The organism is Candidatus Cloacimonadota bacterium, assembly GCA_021734245.1.
In the GTDB taxonomy this organism is placed as follows: domain Bacteria; phylum Cloacimonadota; class Cloacimonadia; order Cloacimonadales; family TCS61; genus B137-G9.
This window is the reverse complement of record JAIPJH010000020.1, coordinates 19,246-34,825: the sequence shown is the minus strand read 5'-3', so window position 1 is coordinate 34,825 and position 15,580 is coordinate 19,246. Positions and strand designations below refer to the sequence as shown.

Annotated in this window: 12 protein-coding genes and 4 tRNA genes; 6 read left to right on the top strand and 10 right to left on the bottom strand. The window is 36.2% G+C overall.

Annotation, left to right across the window (positions count from 1 at the left end; genetic code table 11):
• The 6 genes from tuf to lepA form a co-directional block, all read right to left on the bottom strand.
• The coding region (tuf, locus tag K9N40_04895; protein ID MCF7813793.1) for an elongation factor Tu at positions 1-133 on the bottom strand (133 nt) is incomplete at its 3' end.
• Between the two features lie 35 nt (positions 134-168).
• Positions 169-244, bottom strand: a tRNA-Thr gene (locus K9N40_04890).
• A 16-nt stretch (positions 245-260) separates the two neighbouring features.
• A tRNA-Gly gene (locus tag K9N40_04885) sits at positions 261-336 on the bottom strand.
• A 26-nt stretch (positions 337-362) separates the two neighbouring features.
• Positions 363-448, bottom strand: a tRNA-Tyr gene (locus K9N40_04880).
• An 18-nt stretch (positions 449-466) separates the two neighbouring features.
• A tRNA-Thr gene (locus K9N40_04875) sits at positions 467-541 on the bottom strand.
• A gap of 278 nt (positions 542-819) precedes the next feature.
• Complete coding sequence (gene lepA, locus K9N40_04870; protein MCF7813792.1) at positions 820-2,619, bottom strand: translation elongation factor 4; 1,800 nt, start codon at positions 2,617-2,619, stop codon at positions 820-822.
• A 157-nt stretch (positions 2,620-2,776) separates the two neighbouring features.
• Here lepA and K9N40_04865 point away from each other — a divergent pair, with 157 nt between their 5' ends.
• From K9N40_04865 to K9N40_04845, 5 genes are all read left to right on the top strand, one after another.
• Complete coding sequence (locus K9N40_04865) at positions 2,777-3,955, top strand: electron transfer flavoprotein subunit alpha (protein MCF7813791.1); 1,179 nt, start codon at positions 2,777-2,779, stop codon at positions 3,953-3,955.
• A 5-nt stretch (positions 3,956-3,960) separates the two neighbouring features.
• Positions 3,961-5,169: an amidohydrolase family protein gene (locus K9N40_04860; protein ID MCF7813790.1), complete on the top strand. Its 1,209-nt coding sequence runs from the start codon at positions 3,961-3,963 to the stop codon at positions 5,167-5,169.
• Between the two features lie 87 nt (positions 5,170-5,256).
• Positions 5,257-5,358 (top strand): GxxExxY protein, encoded by a 102-nt coding sequence (locus K9N40_04855; protein ID MCF7813789.1) that lies wholly within the window; start codon positions 5,257-5,259, stop codon positions 5,356-5,358.
• A 182-nt stretch (positions 5,359-5,540) separates the two neighbouring features.
• Positions 5,541-6,179 (top strand): radical SAM protein, encoded by a 639-nt coding sequence (locus K9N40_04850; protein ID MCF7813788.1) that lies wholly within the window; start codon positions 5,541-5,543, stop codon positions 6,177-6,179.
• Positions 6,180-6,199: 20 nt separating this feature from the next.
• The gene (locus tag K9N40_04845) at positions 6,200-6,661 is read left to right on the top strand and encodes a hypothetical protein (protein ID MCF7813787.1); all 462 of its coding nucleotides are present in this window, start codon (positions 6,200-6,202) and stop codon (positions 6,659-6,661) included.
• A gap of 1 nt (position 6,662) precedes the next feature.
• Here K9N40_04845 and K9N40_04840 read toward each other — a convergent pair whose 3' ends face one another.
• Both K9N40_04840 and K9N40_04835 read right to left on the bottom strand, forming a co-directional pair.
• Positions 6,663-7,262, bottom strand: coding sequence for a YigZ family protein (locus K9N40_04840; GenBank protein ID MCF7813786.1), 600 nt, complete (start codon positions 7,260-7,262; stop codon positions 6,663-6,665).
• Between the two features lie 132 nt (positions 7,263-7,394).
• Positions 7,395-10,571: a DEAD/DEAH box helicase gene (locus tag K9N40_04835; GenBank protein MCF7813785.1), complete on the bottom strand. Its 3,177-nt coding sequence runs from the start codon at positions 10,569-10,571 to the stop codon at positions 7,395-7,397.
• Positions 10,572-10,746: 175 nt separating this feature from the next.
• On the opposite strand from K9N40_04835, the gene K9N40_04830 reads away from it, so the two are divergent.
• The gene (locus tag K9N40_04830) at positions 10,747-13,794 is read left to right on the top strand and encodes a TonB-dependent receptor (GenBank protein ID MCF7813784.1); all 3,048 of its coding nucleotides are present in this window, start codon (positions 10,747-10,749) and stop codon (positions 13,792-13,794) included.
• A gap of 64 nt (positions 13,795-13,858) precedes the next feature.
• Here the strand turns inward: K9N40_04830 and K9N40_04825 are convergent, their stop codons facing one another.
• Both K9N40_04825 and K9N40_04820 read right to left on the bottom strand, forming a co-directional pair.
• Positions 13,859-14,425 carry a hypothetical protein gene (locus K9N40_04825; protein ID MCF7813783.1) on the bottom strand — a complete coding sequence of 189 codons (567 nt, stop codon included), beginning with the start codon at positions 14,423-14,425 and terminating at the stop codon, positions 13,859-13,861.
• Positions 14,426-14,455: 30 nt separating this feature from the next.
• A complete protein-coding gene (locus K9N40_04820; protein ID MCF7813782.1) occupies positions 14,456-15,433 on the bottom strand; it encodes a T9SS type A sorting domain-containing protein in 978 nt (325 codons plus the stop codon).
• Positions 15,434-15,580: the final 147 nt, after the last annotated feature.

The window sequence follows — 15,580 nt, the reverse complement described above, 5'->3', positions numbered from 1 at the left end:
GAAATTCGGCTGCACCTGTTTTGCTGAGGTAAAGCGTAATAGCCGCTGTAAGAGTCGTCTTTCCATGGTCAACATGTCCGATTGTTCCTATGTTTACATGGGGTTTACTTCTTACAAATTTTGCTTTAGCCATTTCTCCCTCCTTGGCTTTTTTTTAATTTTCATTTATGGGGCTCATGACCGGACTTGAACCGGTGACCTCATCCTTACCAAGGATGTGCTCTACCGACTGAGCTACATGAGCATATAACCAAAAAAAATGGAGCGGGAGACGGGGTTCGAACCCGCGACCCTTAGCTTGGAAGGCTAATGCTCTACCAATTGAGCTACTCCCGCATCCAAATCGTTTTGAATATATTAAATGGTGGAGGGGGGAGGATTCGAACCTCCGAAGTCGTCTGACGACAGATTTACAGTCTGTTCCCTTTGGCCGCTCGGGAACCCCTCCACACTTTATGACTTTAAATGGTGCCGACGGTAGGAATCGAACCCACAACCGCTCGATTACAAGTCGAGTGCTCTACCGTTGAGCCACGTCGGCTTCAAAAGTCGAGACAGAAAAAAATTACTATTTTTACTGTCAATTATTTTCACATTATTATTTATTAAAGAACCTAAATAAACGGAATTGCCAAAAAATTTTGTTCTTTAATATGTGTCAATTATTTTATTAAATACTTTATATAATTTCTTTAAAAACAATCTGTTAGGTTTGTAATAAAATCGGAAAAATCATAAACAAACAAATTCAAGAAATTTTAATAACTTGTACTTTGTGTAAAAGTTAAAAGAAAAATCTTATCAGAATATTGTATAAGGTCAACTCCTGTCGGCTTTTAATACTTCCAGAAAGGCTTCCTGCGGAACATTTACATTTCCCACTTCTTTCATTCTTTTCTTTCCTTCCTTTTGTTTTTCCAATAATTTTCTTTTCCTGGTAATGTCTCCACCATAACATTTTGCCGTTACATTCTTACGCATAGCAGTGATAGTACTTCGTGCCAAGATTTTTGAGCCAATACTGGCTTGAAGTGCTATCTTGAAAAGATGTTTAGGAATTACATCCTTCAATTTCTCGGTCACACTTTTTCCCCATTGGTAGGCTTTATCTGCATGACAAATGAAAGACATAGCGTCTACTTTATCACCATTTATCAGGATATCAACCTTTACAACTTCTGAAATTCTGTATTCTTCGAAGGAATAATCTAATGAAGCATATCCTCGACTTACAGATTTAAGTTTATCATAAAAATCGAAAATGATCTCAATTAATGGCATTTCATAATGGATAGACATACGTTTTTCATCGATGTATTGGATATCTTTTTGAATTCCGCGACGTTCCTGAACAAGTTTCATGATATTGCCCAAATAATCGGAAGGAACAATTATTTCCACATTCATGAATGGTTCTTCGATATTTTCAATATCAGCCGGGTCTGGCATATCAACAGGATTGTAAATTACTTTTTGAGTTCCATTGGCTAAATTTATGTTGAATCGTACACTTGGAGTTGTAGTTATTATTGGAACGTTATATTCTCTAAAAAGGCGTTCTTTTACAATTTCCAGATGCAGCATTCCCAAAAAACCACAACGAAAACCGAAACCGAGAGCCAAAGAACTTTCTGGTTCGTAGGTAAGTGCAGCATCATTCAATTTCAATTTTCCCAAGCTGTCACGCAGGTTTTCATGATCTTCTTTATCGAGCGGAAATACACCGCTGTAAACCATTGGTTTTGGTTCTTCAAAACCAGGCATTGCTTTCTGGCAGCCACCTTTTGCTGAAGTTATAGTATCGCCTACACGAGCATCGGCAACTTCTTTGATATTGCCTATTATGTATCCAACATCTCCTGCGGAAAGTTGTTTTGTTTTCTGATGCTTCAAACTTAAATAGCCAATTTCTTCTATCGAATATTCTTTCTCGGTAGAAAAAAGTTTGATCTGATCATCTTGCTTCAAAACACCATCTACCATTCTAATCAGCACAATTACACCACGATACTTATCGAAATAAGAATCAAATATCAGTGCTTTTGCCGGCTTGCTTGGATCGCCTTCCGGAGCTGGAATATAATCAATAATTCCCTTCATCAGTTCTTCGATTCCCGTACCATCTTTGGCACTTACTCTAAAAATATGTTCCGATCCAATACCAATATTTTCGATAATATCGTGTTCAGTACCTTCCACATCGGCTTTGGGAAGGTCGATTTTATTGATGACGGGAATCACTTCCAAATCATTATCCATTGCCAGATAAAGATTACTCATCGTTTGGGCTTCAATTCCCTGAGAAGCATCAACCAGAAGTAGTGCACCATCACAAGAAGCAAGGCTGCGAGAAACTTCATAGCTGAAATCCACATGACCAGGTGTGTCGATTAAGTTTAGCACATATTTTTTTCCATCATTATTATATTCCATTCTTATAGCATGAGATTTTATAGTTATGCCACGTTCTCTTTCCAGATCCATATCATCCAAAATCTGGGCAACTTTCATGTTTTTGTCGACCACATTGGTGAATTCCAGCAATCTGTCTGCCAGAGTCGATTTGCCATGATCAATATGAGCGATTATGCAAAAATTCCTGATTAACTCTCTGTTCATCTAACCTCCGATAAGCATTCAAAAACTTTAGTATCTTTCTATGTGTCAACAAATTCCTGCGCGAATCTGTCTTATATAAGAATAAATTTAAACTTGACGACAAATTGTTGAAATTTAAGTTAAATCGAAAAAATGAGAAAAGGAAATTTTTATAAAGATGATAGAAGTTATCAGAGATAAATGCGTAGGCTGTAAACTTTGTTTGAAAGCCTGCGCTTATGACGCTATTCAAGTAGTAGATAAATTAGCCGAAGTAGATATGGATAAGTGTACACTTTGCGGAGCTTGTGTGAGCGCATGTTCTTTTGATGCAATTATAATTCGTAAATTTGGACAGATAAAAGTAGATCGTAGTCAACATAAAGGGGTTTGGGTTTTTGCTGAACAGAAAAAAGGTGAAATTGCTCCTGTAGTTTTTGAGCTTCTGGGAAAAGGTCGAGATCTGGCAGATCATCTTCAAACTGACTTAACAGCCGTTATTCTGGGATATAATATCAAAGATCTGGCTCAGGAATTGATCTATTTTGGAGCGGATAAAGTTATTGTTGCTGAAGATGAAAAATTGGAGAATTTTTTAGATTTACCGTACGCCAAAGCTCTCACTGAACTTGCAAAAAAGTATAAACCGGAGATAATAATTTCCGGTGCTTCTGTTATGGGAAGGTCGTTCATTCCTCGTGTAGCAATTGAACTTAAAACAGGCCTCACAGCAGATTGTACAGGATTGAAAATAGATGATAACACAGGAAATTTACATCAAACCCGTCCGGCTTTTGGTGGAAACATCATGGCGACGATCGTTACTCCCAATCATTTGCCGCAAATGGCAACAGTTCGTCATAAAGTTATGGATCCTTTTCCTCGCAATGAAACTCGTAAAGGTGAAATAATTGAAGAAAAAATAGATTTTTCAAATCTGAAAGATGATTCCGAATATCTGGGATTTGAAAAAGATGAAACTCAAACCGTAAATCTTACCGAAGCAAATTTCGTGATTTCCGGTGGTCGCGGACTAAAGAAGAAAGAAAATTTTGTTTTATTAGAAGAATTGGCAGATAAGATCGATGCAGCTGTCGGAGCTTCCCGTGCAGCAGTTGATGCAGAATGGATTCCTTATCCACATCAGGTTGGGCAAACGGGAAAAACAATTAAACCCACAGTTTATATCGCAGTTGGAATTTCCGGTGCAATTCAACATTTAGCTGGAATGCAATCCGCCGATTATATCATTGCGATCAATAAAGACCCTGACGCTCCGATCTTTAAAATTGCCGATTTGGGATTGGTAGGAGATTTATTTGAGGTTATTCCTCAAGTTACAAAAATGTTCAAGTAGGAATTATGCAGATAAAAGTACTTGCCCGTGTACAAAATGCCGATAACGTTATTTTTGATGACAAGATTAGCTTAATAAGCGATTTAATTAAAACTAACCAAAAAGAAATTGATTGCTCAAATCTGATCGCTTATCCACCATTTATAAATTGCCACGATCATCTGATCAGCAACTGGTATCCTAAAGCCGGTGAAGGGAAACCATATTCAAATGTCAGTAAGTGGGTTGTAGAAATGCGTGAAACTCCACCATTTCTGGAACGCAATCAGGTTTGGATCAATGACGGTTCATTCGATCTGACAAAAGGAAATGCACCACTTATCACACAATTGGGAATTTATAAAAATCTATTTTCCGGTTGTGTTGTAGTTCAAGATCATATTTCCAAACAAAAAGATGAATATTATACGAATAAGCCAATTACGATCATGAAAAATTATGGTCAGTGTCACTCTTTGGAAATGGGAAACTGGTGGGGTGGAGATGATGCTGTAACCGAATGGAAAAAAACGAAAGGCAAAATGCCTTTTATTGTTCATTTGGGAGAAGGCACCGACCAAGCCGCTAAAAAATGTTTTCCTGCTTTAGAAAAATTGGGTCTTCTGCAACCAAACACAATGATAATTCATGGCATTGCACTTTCCCGAGATGAACTTAAAAAATGTGTAGATCATGGAACAACGATCTGCTGGTGCCCCGAATCTAACTTCTTCCTGATCGGACAAACATTGGATATTAATTCCTGCATGGAATTTGGAGTAAATGTGGTTCTGGGAACAGATTCCACCATGTCCGGCGGCATTAATTTGCTTTCCGAAATAAAATATGCCCATCAAAAATTCCCGGATTTTCCCATGAAAGAGATCTTTCGAATGATTACAGAAAATGCTGCCAGAGCACTTTATTTACCGCAAACTTATGCTGAATTGGAATCAGAGACTTCCAATTTACTTTTGCTGCGTAAAAATAATGATGATGTTTTTGATAACATTGTTCATACCGATATTGCCGATGTTGCCTTCCTTATGTATAAAGAGAAACCAGTTTATGGCGATCTTGAATTCCTGCAGATTTTTGATATTGATAAAGAAGATTATTCCTATTTTGAGGTTGATGGAATTGAGAAATTCGTGCTGGGTCATCCTGATAGTATAAATAAGAAAATTGATGAGATTTTAGGTTATCATAAGGATTTTCCGTATCTGCCGTTTTAGAAAACACAGAGACATCCACCTTCGTACACTTCGGCGTGACGGGCAGAGAAACAGAGTTGGGAGTTACGTTAACAAAATTAAAAAATTATGAAGTTAGAAGATTTGAATAAAACCAGCAAGGTTGTACTGGATTGTGCCATCGAAGTTCATAGAAATTTAGGACTTGGTTTGTTGGAAAGGGTTTACTAAAAATGCTGGAGTAAGGAATTATCTTTAAAAAACATGCAAAATCAAACTCAAGTTGCTGTTCCTTTATTTTACCAAAATTAATAGATGGTTGGGAACGAATTATCAATGGATATGATGAATAAGAAGTACTCAAAATTCACCTCTGTGATCACAGTGTCTCAGTTTCACTGTGTTGATAAAATATGCAGCTAACTGAAATATTCTACAGTCTTCAAGGTGAATCTACATTTGCGGGGCTGCCTTGTATTTTTATAAGAACAGCCGGCTGTAATCTGCGCTGTAAATATTGCGATACAACTTACAGCTACCAGGAAGGTTATTCATTATCAGTCGAGCAAATTATTAATGAAATCAAAAAATACGATCCGATAAAATTAGTGGAAGTTACAGGTGGCGAGCCGCTTCTGCAAGATGATATTTATGAACTTTTTGATACACTTCATAAACTGGGATATAAAATTTTATTGGAAACTAATGGTTCTGTTTTCTTGAACAGAGTACAGGATTTTGTAACCAAGATCGTGGATGTAAAAGCTCCCGGCAGTGGATTTGAAGACAGCTTCTTGCAAGAGAATCTGGATTATTTGAGGAAGGATAAAGATCAGATAAAGTTTGTGATCTCTGATCGCTTCGATTATACCTGGTCAAAAAATTTCATTGAAAACAACAAACTACAAGATCATAAAGTTCTGTTTTCATTAGTGCTCAGTTCGTTGCAACCTCGTCAATTGGCAGAATGGATCATTGAAGATAAATTGCCGGTTCGCCTGCAGTTGCAGCTTCATAAATATATCTGGGAAAAAGATCAAAGAGGAGTTTGATTAATTAAAATGGAGGTTTTATGAAAAAGAGAATACTACTAAATGTAATTGTTTTGATTACAATAGTTTCATGCGGTTTTATAGCTAAACATTCTTATCAAAAAACACTGTTACCCAAAACTTTAAGGAACTTCTATCTGGGTATGGAGTTAGCAGATTTTTCGAAGATCAAGGATTTGGAGAAATTAGAAAAATATGATGCTTTTAATTTCAGGGTTGAATATGCCGAAAAATTCAAAGATGCAGAAATCAAAGAAGTTACTTATTATTTTACGAAAGAAAAACCGCAGATTCTCTATGAATTCATTATTGAATATCAGTCAAATGTAAATGTACCTTTTTTGGCAAAAGAAAGGTACGGTAAGCCTAACAGCGATGAAGAATGGCTATTCGACAGTCGCGAAGGGTTTGATATAAAAATCTGGACTTTTAATCAGACAATAGTAGTTGCAGGAAAATTACCAGGAACAGAATGGGAGTGATTTAACTAAAAACTATCTTTCCAGCTTTATACATTTCATTCAAATAATTTTCCAGTTCTTTCTTCAGATGTTCTTCAATTTGGATTTGCAAGTTAACTTCTGCTGTATATTCCGCATTCAAAATTTCAGCCTTCATATTTGTGATGCGATGTTTTAGGATTTCTGCAAAATCGTAAGTTGTGGAAATATTGTAATTTTTATAATTAACCAGTTTTTTCAAAGGTTTGGAATTGATCGCTTCTTTCACTGCCTGCCCGTATGCTTCGATAAGACCACGAATTCCCAGTTTTACTCCACCAAAATAACGGGTTACAACTGCTGCCACGTTTGTTATTTCATGTTTTTTTAACGCATTCAGCATTGGTTGCCCGGCTGTTCCGCTTGGTTCACCGGCATCCGAACTGTGAAAAGTTTCACCCTTTTCTCCCACGATGTAAGCCCAGCAATTGTGATTGGCGGTTTTATGTTCTGCTGAAATTTCGGAAATAAAATCTTTTGCCTGCTGGATCGTTTCCACGTAACGCAAATGCGCTATGAATCTCGATCTTTTGATCTTTAGTTCAATTTTTCTATCTTTATTTACTGAATAAAAATATTCCATAGATTTCTCTTAAATATTCTTTATAAGTCCCCCTTCATAAGGGAGAACTAAAGGGGTTTTATTCGATCATTAAACTTACAAAACCCTTCTTCGAAACTTCGTTTCTCTTCTCCCCTTACGAAGGGGAGCTTCTCAATACTCCAACAGTTTCTGCAATTCTTCGGTAGTCATACCTTTCAGAACGCTCTGTCCACCGTCGATAATGTATTCAAACATTTCGCGTTTTGTTTGCTGCAATGCCAATATTTTTTCTTCAATGGTCCCTTTTGTGATTATTTTATAAACCATCACTTTTTTAGTTTGCCCGATGCGATGGGCACGATCTATCGCCTGATTTTCTCCCATCGGATTCCACCACGGATCGACAATGATTACTGTATCGGCAGCTGTTAAATTCAAACCATAACCACCAGTTTTTAAACTGATCAAAAAAGAACGAATGTTATTATTATTATTGAAATTATCTATCACCTGCTGGCGATTTTTGGTGGAACCATCCATATATTCAAAAGTGATCTTTTCTTTTATCAGCATCTGTTTTATCACCTGCATCATCTGCACGAATTGACTGAAAATTAATAGTTTTTTACCATTTTCCACAGCATCGACCACAATTTCTTTCAACAAATCCAACTTGCCGGAAATCTCATCTTTGATCTTTACGTTTTTGTCGATCAAAGCGGGATGATCACAAACTTGACGTAGTCGTGTAAGAGCAGCTAAAATATGCATATAATTTGATTTTATATCCTGATCCGGTTGCAGGAAATTCTGCTTCACATTATCCAGAATCTGCAGATACATTTTTTCCTGAATTCCTGTAAGTTTACAATACGCTATCTGTTCTTGTTTGTCAGGAAGTTCAATGAGAACATCACTTTTCTTACGGCGCAAAATAAAGGGAGAAACCAGCAGTTTCAAATTTTCGTGAGCATCTTTCTGCTTTTCGTTCATGTATTTGCTTTTAAAGCTCCGCAGTGAAGGCAGATAGCCCGGCATCAAAAAATCGAAGATCGACCAGAGTTCAGTTGGATTATTTTCGATCGGTGTACCAGAAAGTGCCAGCTTATGACGTCCGTTCAGCTTCTTTACCGCTTTGGTTCGCAACGCAGAAGCATTTTTAATGTGTTGCGCTTCATCCAGAATAACGTAATCAAATTCTATTTTGGCAAGCTCTTTGATGTCGTTTTGAATAATGGAATAAGAAGCAAAAAGGATGTTCACATTCAAATTTTCCAATATTTGTTTTCGCTCTTTCAGATTACCTTCATATAAAACATAAGTAAGGCTTTTATTAAATTTTTCGATCTCGGCTGCCCAGTTAAAAAGCAGAGTTTTAGGACAGATCACTATTGCTTTAAAATTTGAATTCAAACTGGAAAGAACAGAAATTGCCTGCACGGTTTTTCCCAATCCCATGTCATCTGCCAAAATGCCGTTGAATTCATAATTTTCCAACATCTTCAACCAGTGAAATCCCGATTTCTGATAACTTCTCATTACAGAATTTAAAAGATGAGGAAGTGGATTTCTCTCTTTCATTTTTCGTGCCAGTATAGCATCGAACATGCCATCCAGATATTCATTTCCAATTACACGAATACCGTTGTTAACTGTATTTAGTTGATAAACATACGGCAAATTATAAATTGAAAGTTTATAGCCTTCATCAGGAAGTTTGTCGCTTTTTTTCAAGACTTCTTCAATCGTATTGAAGGCTTCTTTATTTTCAAAATATAAAAGACGGCCATCTTCCAAACGCAGGAATTTTTCTTTGGTTTTGAAGAATTTCTTCAGTTCATCATGCGAAAAACTGATATCTTTGTAATTGTATTCCACATCGTATTCAAACCAGTTTATCTTACCTTTACTTCGGGTTCTGATAACCGGTTTGAGAGTAACCTTATAAACAAATTCCTTTTTCAGGTCGTCAGAAAGCTGAACATTCCAGGAAGGATCGGAATGCTCAAAAATTACTTTTTTCAGTTCGGCGATATTTTCCTTTCCTTCAAAGATCAGCTTCGATTCATCTGCCAGTTTATTGGTTTGAGATTGCGGGAATTTCTGAACAAATTCCATGATCTCGTATTTGGATTGCGGGGGAATGTAGAACCAGCTGGGATTATCATCCTGATCGTATCTTACCAACTCCACAGGATAGCGGATTACCGACATTGGAACAAATACATCATCATCATATTTCAGCATTCCTTTCATGATGATCTTTTCATCTTCTTTGTGCAGCAGAAAAGTAATAACAGGAGTATTGTTATAAACTTCCGGCAGTTCAATTCCTTCTTCAAAATCCAGGTAACATTTCATCAATCCCAACTGCCTGGCTACAACTGAAGAAAGATAGACCAGATCTGCTTCTTTGAGGTTGTATCCGGTAGTAAAGATTTGTTGTGTTACGGTTTGGGAAAATGGCAGACTGATATTATAAACGATATTTTTTTTCAGAACGAAAGTTGTTTTTCCTACATATACCGCAGAAATGTGTTCAGCGTTGGAAGTTTTTAAGAGGTATTTATCTTTTTCTAATTTATTTATCTGAAAATTGATGCGGAATTCTTCATCGGAAAATTCCAGTTTATCACCTGTTTCTTTGATGAAAACTTTGGATTGTAGATTTCTGAGAATTGGGAAAAATTTTACAAATTTGGTTTTATAAATAGAAAAGAACTTTCCCTTTCTACTGAATGAACATTTATTTTTTTGAAGAGTTTTAAGTAGTTCAATTTCGATGTCGGAAAGTGCTTTCATTTGTTTTTCTGCCAGAGGGACTGCTTGCTGATCTTCTGCTTTTATCTCTTGATTGGCAGCCAGAATCGAAATGATTCGAATTTTCAGATCTCCATAACTTTTCAGGTAAAATCTAATTTTGTCTGTACTTTGATTGTAGATATCTCCAATCTCGATTTTTGCATTCAAAACGATGCGCTGCCAATATTCGTTATATTCCATCAACTTGGTGTGATAGGTCTGAACAACTTCCTTTTCCAGCATGTCGGTATTCAAATAATTGTAAGCATAATTAATAACAGAAAGAAAATGTTTGCACTCATCATCACCGCATTCAGAACAATAATGAGAAGCGATCTTACGTTTTTTCTTATCGTAAACTATTTCCATTTTTGCTGTGAAAATATTCTTCTTTCTTGGAATGGGTTCAAATTTGAATACTACATTTTCTTCTTCATCCAGATATTTGCGATAATTCAATTCGCGAAACTGCAACTTGATGACGCTGCTTTTGAAAAACCAGGAATTGGAATGTATATGAAATTCTTTCCCAAAAAGTTTTGCCATTAAATCTCCATAACTTCAAAAAATAACTTAACAGCAATGATGTGAGAAGTCCTTTCCAAGTCAAGTGATAAAAATATTTAAGAAACTTTTAATAAATTCATTTCAAAGTAAACTTGACACTAAATAGATGCTTTTAGAATTTTATTTTTTGGAAAAAATAGATTGGGGAGGACCTATGAAGAATAGACTTTTAGTTTTATGTTTTTTATTAATTTGTTCATCGTTGTTGATAGCTCAAACAGGTAAACTGGCAGGAAAGATAACTGCCGAAGATTCCGGTAATGCATTGGAAGGTGTTTCTGTTTTCTTGGAAGACACCGAAATAGGAACTTATACTCAGGAAAAGGGAAATTTTATTATCACCGATATTCCAGTTGGAGAATATAATCTCTTCGTAAGCCTGATGGGTTATGCACAGCAAACAAAAACTATCGAGATCGATGATGATCTCACAACAGTTGTCAATTTTGCACTCAAAAGAAGTGCTGTTAAGATTGAAGGCTTGAAAGTATCGGCAAATAGAGCTATCGCACGAGAAACTCCAGTTTCGTTTACCGATATCAGTGAGGAAACGATAAAAGAAAAATATACGACCGGTGATATGCCTCAAATGCTGGATGATATTCCAGGATTGTTTTCCACAACATCGGGAATGGGAGAAGCCGAAATTACAATGCGAGGTTTTGATGCCAATAAAATTCAGGTATTGATTAACGGAATCCCTGTGAATGATCCTGAAAGCCAGGTTGTTTACTGGAGTAACTGGACAGGACTTTCTTCCAATGTGAAATCTGTTCAAGTACAAAGAGGTGCAGGTGCTTCCTTGTATGGCTCAGGAGCTTTTGGCGGATCGGTAAATATTGAAACAATGGGAACGGCAAATAATTCCGAATTCACAATCAGATCATCTTCCGGTTATTATACTACCGACGGAAAATCAGCAACCTCAAAAGGTGAAATGGAAGATTACAATCCGATCAATTATAATCTGATGCTGAAATATGCTTCCGGTTTACTTTATAATGATAAATTCAAATTTGATGTTACGGTGGAAAGAAAAGCAGGAGATTATTATATTCGAGGTACAGAATATGATGGTTGGTCTTTTGGTTTTGAAGCAGAAAACAGACTCGCTGATCATGTGATAAACACAAGTTTTATTGCTGCTCCGCAAAGTCATAACCAGGCGCGTTCCACTTACGATCCGGAACTTGGTAAATTTTTGGGAAGAGAATTCAATTTCACAAATCATAAATGGCAGGAAAACAGTTATTTCAAGCCGCAGCTTTCTATACGTGATCGCTGGTCGTTTTCTCCTGATGCTTATTTGATGACTAATATTTTTGCAACCAGCGGAAATGGTTACGGCAGTTATGCCAATAACATTGTTTTTAATGCCCGAAATGGAGAAATTTTAGAACGTGATTTGCAAACTGCAGATCTGGAAAGAAAACTTTTTGGCCGATATGCTTATTGGCTTTACAATCAAACCGGTTATATGACAGAAGGACTGGAAATAATTGATGCTGGTAGTTATGAATACGCTACTTTCGATTGGGGTGGAGAAGTTCAAAATATTTATACTGGAATAGATAAATTAACTGATGACACAGATCATACAAGCCGTATGTCCAGCTATAACAAGCACAAACAGTTAGGACTTAATTCATATCTGGAAAAAGATTTTACAGAAAATTTGAATCTGATTGCAGGAATTGAAGGACGATATTGGATGGCAGATCATTATAAAGAAGGATCAGATTTTCTGTATTATGACCCGACAGATCCGGATTCTGTTTCCAGTTTGGGTAATTACATGCGAGATTACGACTATTCATCTGTTGTTTTAAACACTTCAGGTTTTGCCAGAACAAAGCTCAAAATTCCTTTTGATTCGGGTATTCAAAGTATGAATTTGATGTTAGATGGTCAATATGCAGTTTATTATTCGGAAGTTGATGAAAACTTGATTCGCTATTACGATCCCATTGCCGGTGAATATCTGGATGAAGGATATTACAAAACAAAGGATATTCAGGTTTCTGAATGGGTTTATGAACCCGGCGGCGATTCTACTCAAGTTTGGGTAAATAAATTCGATAAAGATGATTATAATCGCACTTTTAAATTTTTCTCTCCTAAGTTTGGATTAAATGTAAATTTAAACAAAAATTGGAATGTTTTAACTAATTACTCAATTGTATACAAAGAACCTCGTGTGAGTGATTGGTATGATCGAGACGAAGGTCCTGGCATGAACCAGGCAGATGAGTTTGGCAATATCATCTATGAATTGAAGCCGGAAAAATGTGCCACAATAGAAGGTGGGTTAGGTTTTAAAAGTGACTCATTTAGATTTGATGCAACTTATTATCATGCATATTACACAGATAAGATTGAAAGTGCAACAATAGGTCAGGGTGAGCAAACAAATAGTGCAACTTTGAATGTGGGAGAAGCGACTCACCAAGGTTTAGAACTTGCTTTAAAAGGTGAGATCGGAAACTGGGATTATAATTCTTCAGCTACATTTTCCAAAAATAGATGGGGAAAACTGAATGATAAGTATCAGGAAATCTTTTATGAAAATGCAGATGATGTGGAAGGAAAAGTTGTACCATTTTCTCCTGAAAGAATGGCTGCTGGCGGAATTGGCTACACCTTCCATGAAATGCCTTTGGTTGGAAAACTGCGAATAGGATTAAATTCTAAATGGACTGATGAATATTATACCACTTATGATAATGTTTATTGTAAACAACTCTATTACTATGATGACAACGGTGATTTCGTTTCCATTGGTGAACATACTTTTGTAGAAAATCCTGATGGTGATGGTGCTTATAATTACAATCCTGATACAGAAGAGTATTTTTACGTTCAAAGTGGAGGAGAATATGATAGAGAATGGATTTTAAGAAGTTCTAAACTACCTGCTTTCTTTGAACTTAATGGCTCTATCAGCTATGACTTTTTTATTGGAGACAATAGTGCTTCAATTAAACTTAATGTAAATAATATCACGAACAAAGATGATAATTACTCAAAAGCATATATTGGCAGGGCTTATGGAATGACAATCATTCAGGAAGATGGAAGTGATGATGACGTTGTTTTTGGTGAAGGAGCTTCCAGTGGCAACAGTGAAGGTGGCGGCTATTATCCTTATCTTAGTCCATCTCCATTGTTAAATATTTTTCTTACGATTGAATACAGATTCTAATTAAGAATAGTTAACAAAAAAAGCGGAGCAATTTTCGTGCTCCGCTTTTTCTATCTATTCTTTTTTATTCAGAATTTTTTGTGGTTTTCTTTGGTGTTCTTCTTCTGGTTGTTTTCTTTTTGGGGGGTTGTTTCGTAGGCTCTGTTTTCTCAGTTGGTTTTTTACTGGTTTTTTTGTTGTTTGGGTTAGTTTGTTGCTGCCTTGTTGTTTTCTTTTTTGGTTTGGGAGTATCATTTTTCAAGGAATTTATCTTTTCTTCAGCGCGAAGAATTCTTTCCTTTAATTGCTGCTCTTTTTCGGCAGCTGAAGCATCCACTTTTTCTTCCAGTACAACTTTGAATTTTTGCTTTTGTAAACAGGGATAATAGTTTTCTACATATTCCTTGATGTCTTTCTCGATGTTGTCTTTTTTCTGCAGAACTTCTTTGGAGAATTTGGCTGTGAGTGTAGTAGACCCAAAATTGATCATCAAATTAATATCTGGTTTTTCACCAAATTGCGTTTTCAGATATTGAGGAAGCATCTTTTCCAATTCGATGGCTTCTTTGATGAATTTATAGATCTTAAAAGCCAGAAATCCTACAGCTGAAAGAGATAATCCGATCATTATTTTTTTGAAAAATTTACTCATAAGTTCCTCCTCAATATTTTCATATTTCTACTATTTTAATAAGATGACTTTCTTAACGCTTGTGAAATCGCTGTTATTTGATTCTGCATGCATAAAATACATGCCGCTTGTTACTTCGCGATTGTTGTCATTCTTGCCATTCCAGGAAATGTGATGCTCTCCTGCAGTTAAATTTTCATTAACCAGAGTTCTCACTTTTTCACCTTTCAAATTGTAAACTGAAAGAGAAATATGTGCATCTTCGCCAAGATTGAGATAAGCAGTAGTTTGTGGGTTGAACGGATTTGGATAGCAACCTACAAATTCGCTGTTATTCGGAATACTATTTGGATGTGTAGATAGAACTTCGATCAGGTCGTCCGGAGTTCTGGGATTTAATCCATATTCATCATAACTGAAATCTACACAACCAATAATCATATCCCAGGTCATACCCATTGTGATAACTATCGGTGGAGTTACTGAATCCAAATAGAAAAAGCCGTCATCTACCTGGCATTCTCCACTGCCATCATCGATGTACCACTGACCGTAATCATCTTGTTCGGCTGTAACTTCTACATCAGATACCGAAACAAGGCAACCTTCATATTGTTCGGCTAAGGCTGGAACAACTAAATCTAAAGTAGAAACTTGGATTGGATCTGGTACGTCATTACCCTGGCTTAGAATATTGATCGTACAATATCCAAGTTCTGTTAATCCGTAATATTCAGTTACAGTACCGGTAACTTCTACTTCATCACCTAAAGATGGTCCAACTTGGTAATCATAGACATAAATTCCATGCCAGGCTCCGCCACCCGGATCTGTCATAAAAAATTTGTTATCTTGATTATAATTTTCTCCTGTAACAATTCCTGTAACAGTTACGGTTTCACCTTCCATTGGAGAAGGATAAAATCCGTCAGGACCTGGATCGGTCGTATACTGGATATCGTAAATTGTGGTAGCAAATGCTACAGCAGAAAAGACCAACAAACCAATTAATAATAGACTTTTTTTCATAATTCCCTCCGTAAATTTATTTTTTTCACAATTATTAAAAGCTTTTTGTGTAAATAAATGTCAAGCTCTTTATCGTTCTTTTTTTAGAGTCAGTTACCATCACGATCTTACAATTTAAAATTCTTGACATCACGGCTTCGAAAAAGT

Excerpts from the sequence above, each read along its gene's own strand:
- K9N40_04855 (MCF7813789.1), top strand. The coding sequence starts at position 5,257 with ATGAAGTTAGAAGATTTGAATAAAACCAGCAAGGTTGTACTGGATTGT.
- K9N40_04830 (MCF7813784.1), top strand. The coding sequence starts at position 10,747 with ATGAAGAATAGACTTTTAGTTTTATGTTTTTTATTAATTTGTTCATCG.
- K9N40_04860 (MCF7813790.1), top strand. The coding sequence starts at position 3,961 with ATGCAGATAAAAGTACTTGCCCGTGTACAAAATGCCGATAACGTTATT.
- K9N40_04850 (MCF7813788.1), top strand. The coding sequence starts at position 5,541 with ATGCAGCTAACTGAAATATTCTACAGTCTTCAAGGTGAATCTACATTT.
- K9N40_04865 (MCF7813791.1), top strand. The coding sequence starts at position 2,777 with ATGATAGAAGTTATCAGAGATAAATGCGTAGGCTGTAAACTTTGTTTG.
- K9N40_04835 (MCF7813785.1), bottom strand. The coding sequence starts at position 10,571 with ATGGCAAAACTTTTTGGGAAAGAATTTCATATACATTCCAATTCCTGG.
- lepA (MCF7813792.1), bottom strand. The coding sequence starts at position 2,619 with ATGAACAGAGAGTTAATCAGGAATTTTTGCATAATCGCTCATATTGAT.
- K9N40_04825 (MCF7813783.1), bottom strand. The coding sequence starts at position 14,425 with ATGAGTAAATTTTTCAAAAAAATAATGATCGGATTATCTCTTTCAGCT.
- K9N40_04845 (MCF7813787.1), top strand. The coding sequence starts at position 6,200 with ATGAAAAAGAGAATACTACTAAATGTAATTGTTTTGATTACAATAGTT.
- K9N40_04840 (MCF7813786.1), bottom strand. The coding sequence starts at position 7,262 with ATGGAATATTTTTATTCAGTAAATAAAGATAGAAAAATTGAACTAAAG.
- K9N40_04820 (MCF7813782.1), bottom strand. The coding sequence starts at position 15,433 with ATGAAAAAAAGTCTATTATTAATTGGTTTGTTGGTCTTTTCTGCTGTA.